Raw genomic sequence first — 2902 nt, forward strand, 5'->3', positions numbered from 1 at the left:
TGTGCTATTATTCTATGGGAAGTATTATCAGATGTCTATCAACCTATTGTTTTAGGTGACAAAGTATATATAGGTAATCATATTGCCCAAGAACTAAAAAATGAGAAAAATATGACCTTGCTAGCTTTAAAAAGAAATAACAGTAAGAACCCTTACCCAAAAGATTTAAGAAACTGGCTCAGTAAGCATCGAAGACGTATAGAAACTACATTCTCGCAGCTAGCAGAACAATTCCAATTGATATTATTAAGGTACAAATTGAGAAATGTATGAAATAAGGTATATGTAATCTATGAATGTGTTATATGTAATGTGTAGTATGCATGTAATATATGTCATTTAGTTAATAAGGGAAGAAAAGGAGCGATAAGCTATGAAGATTGTTATTGCAATAGATTCATTTAAAGGAAGTATGTCTTCATTACAAGCTGGTCAAAGTGCAGCAGAAGGCATCAAAAGAGTTTATAAAGATGCACAGATTGAAGTAAGACCACTTGCAGATGGAGGAGAAGGAACAGCAGAAGCTTTAACACTTGGATGTGGCGGTGAACTTCAGAAAGTAGAGGTAACAGGGCCATTAGGTAAAAAGGTAATGTGTGAATATGGTATTGTTCATGAAACAGGTACAGCCATCATTGAAATGTCAGGGGCAGCAGGAATTACACTTGTAACAGCTAGTGAAAGAAATCCTTTACATACGACAACTTATGGTGTGGGGGAAGTGATTAAAGATGCCATTCAAAAGGGATGTAGAAGATTCATAGTTGGAATTGGTGGAAGTGCGACAAATGATGGTGGAATTGGAATGTTACAGGCATTAGGATTTGGGATGCTAAATGAAAATGGTGAGTCAGTGGTATTTGGCGCAAAAGGGCTTGAAGAACTTAGATTTATTACAGATGAAAATGTAATGAAAGAGCTTAAAGAGTGTTCATTTAAAATAGCATGTGATGTTACAAATCCTTTATGTGGGGAGGAAGGGTGCAGTGCCATTTATGGCCCACAAAAAGGTGCAACACCAGAAATGATTACACAAATGGATAGGTGGCTTAAAGATTATGCAGTTCTTGCAAAAGAGAAATTCCCAGTAGCCGATATGAATAAAGCTGGCGTAGGGGCAGCTGGTGGTTTAGGCTTTGCTTTTTTAACTTTCTTAAATGGAACACTTGAGTCAGGTATTAACATTGTGTTAGATGAAACAAAATTGGAGAAATATATTGCAGCTGCGGATATGGTGATCACAGGTGAAGGAAGACTTGATGGACAAACTGTTATGGGTAAAGCCCCAATTGGCGTAGCGAAACTTGCTAAGCAATATAACTTACCTGTATTTGGTTTCTCAGGCTGTGTGGCTAAAGATGCTATAGCATGTAATGAAGAAGGAATCGATGCGTTCTTCCCAGTACTTCGCAGCGTCGTTACATTAGAGGAAGCTATGGCAGTAGAAAATGCGGTAACGAATATGGCGGATACAGTAGAACAAGTATTTAGAGTGATTCAAACAGTTAAAGCATAGTAAATAGAGTACAGTATAGCAAATAGAGTAAGGCATAATAACTTAATTGGAGGAGAGAGGTAGCATGGCAGAATTTACAACATTAGGAGCTGTTATATGGCTTCTTATAGCAATTGTATTAATTATCAAGAAGGTACATCCAGCCTATAGTTTAATTTTAGGAGCACTAGCAGGGGGCAACAATCGAATCTCAAACAATTACTTGCAAAAGGCGTAGTAGCTGTAGATGCAGGGACAATGATTCGTACAGGCGCTACTGTGATTGACTAAATGTGGAAAAAATTTTAAAAAATAATGGTGAAACTTACATTGTATCTGAAAGTTTCTAGTGGAAAAAATAAATAAGGGAAGGAAGCATGAATTTAAGAGTGATATTTCAAAGGAGGCTTTAAGATGTATGAAACTGATGAAAAAGTTTGTTTATGTAAGTATGTTTCAAGAGAAACGGTAGAAAAGGCCATTGCTAAGGGGGCAGATGATTTAGACAAAATTGGACGTGCCACAGGAGCTGGAAGAGGGGCATGTAAAGGTGAAAGATGTAAGCAAAAGTTGTTTAAAATGATTAAAGATAAATAAAAAAGGGGTGTCGCACTAAGAAATTAGTGTGCAGTTCCTTTAACTATGTTTATTTGACTTATTCCCGTATTAGGAAAAATTCTGCAACGCCACGACAAATGCTGAAGATTATGCTTTATGCTTTGGGTAAAATTTCAGGAAAAAATATTTTTATTGATGGCATGAAAATTGAATCATGTGCTAATAAGTACACTTTGTACACGGCATTGGCAAGAGAAAATCTCCACTTCAAAAGTCTATTGAAGAGTTAGACAAACATTTTGATAAACTTAAGGAATACACTTAAAAACTCTATAAATGTGGCAATCGCAATAGTTATTCCAAAACTGATTTAGATGCTGCTTTCATGAGAATGAAAGAAGATGCAATGCTTAATGGACAACTTAAACTTGCTAATTATGAGATCTCTAAAACTAAAAAATATAAGATAGATATCAGTCGACGTGAAAATATGACTTATGATGAAAAAGAAGATGTTTATTTGTGTAAGGCAGGCAGAAGGCTTACTGTAATAGGAATAAAAAGAAGTAAAAGTAAGACTCCATTAGAGGAACATACTTTTTGAACTGAAAAAAGAAGCATAAATTTTGAAGTTTTAAAAATGCAGCCACAAAAAAATTAGGTTCTTGGTGGCTTATTAATGGATGGTATTTTTAAAATTCTAAGATTTGGAATGGAGTTTTGTATTATATGATAGTCAAAAGGAGCTGTCGCATTAGCTGATTAAAGTCAGCTAATGCGACAGCTCCTTTTTTATGTAGAGTATAAAAGATGACTAATAGCAAAAAATGCAATATCATAAGTGTTAAC

The 2902-nt window shown here is 35.2% G+C and carries 4 protein-coding genes and 1 pseudogene; all 5 read left to right on the forward strand.

The annotated features are described in order from the left end of the window. Positions 1 to 252 (forward strand): annotated as a pseudogene (locus JCM14822_RS18305) (transposase); the annotation flags it as partial. Positions 253 to 373: 121 nt separating this feature from the next. After that, positions 374 to 1516: a glycerate kinase family protein gene (locus JCM14822_RS18310; RefSeq protein WP_054744063.1), complete on the forward strand. Its 1143-nt coding sequence runs from the start codon at positions 374 to 376 to the stop codon at positions 1514 to 1516. Between the two features lie 64 nt (positions 1517 to 1580). Beyond that, a complete protein-coding gene (locus JCM14822_RS20825) occupies positions 1581 to 1733 on the forward strand; it encodes a hypothetical protein (RefSeq protein WP_157047902.1) in 153 nt (50 codons plus the stop codon). Positions 1734 to 1909: 176 nt separating this feature from the next. Beyond that, entirely contained in the window at positions 1910 to 2092 is a 183-nt protein-coding gene (locus JCM14822_RS18315) for a (2Fe-2S)-binding protein (protein ID WP_054744064.1), read from the forward strand. Between the two features lie 346 nt (positions 2093 to 2438). Then, positions 2439 to 2657: a hypothetical protein gene (locus JCM14822_RS18320; RefSeq protein WP_054744065.1), complete on the forward strand. Its 219-nt coding sequence runs from the start codon at positions 2439 to 2441 to the stop codon at positions 2655 to 2657. Positions 2658 to 2902: the final 245 nt, after the last annotated feature.

The organism is Cellulosilyticum ruminicola JCM 14822, assembly GCF_001311925.1.
In the GTDB taxonomy this organism is placed as follows: Bacteria; Bacillota; Clostridia; order Lachnospirales; family Cellulosilyticaceae; genus Cellulosilyticum; species Cellulosilyticum ruminicola.

What these genes read in the sequence shown, in the direction of transcription:
- JCM14822_RS18310 (WP_054744063.1), top strand. Translation starts at nt 374, where the DNA reads ATGAAGATTGTTATTGCAATAGATTCATTTAAAGGAAGTATGTCTTCA.
- JCM14822_RS20825 (WP_157047902.1), top strand. Translation starts at nt 1,581, where the DNA reads ATGGCAGAATTTACAACATTAGGAGCTGTTATATGGCTTCTTATAGCA.
- JCM14822_RS18315 (WP_054744064.1), top strand. Translation starts at nt 1,910, where the DNA reads ATGTATGAAACTGATGAAAAAGTTTGTTTATGTAAGTATGTTTCAAGA.
- JCM14822_RS18320 (WP_054744065.1), top strand. Translation starts at nt 2,439, where the DNA reads ATGAGAATGAAAGAAGATGCAATGCTTAATGGACAACTTAAACTTGCT.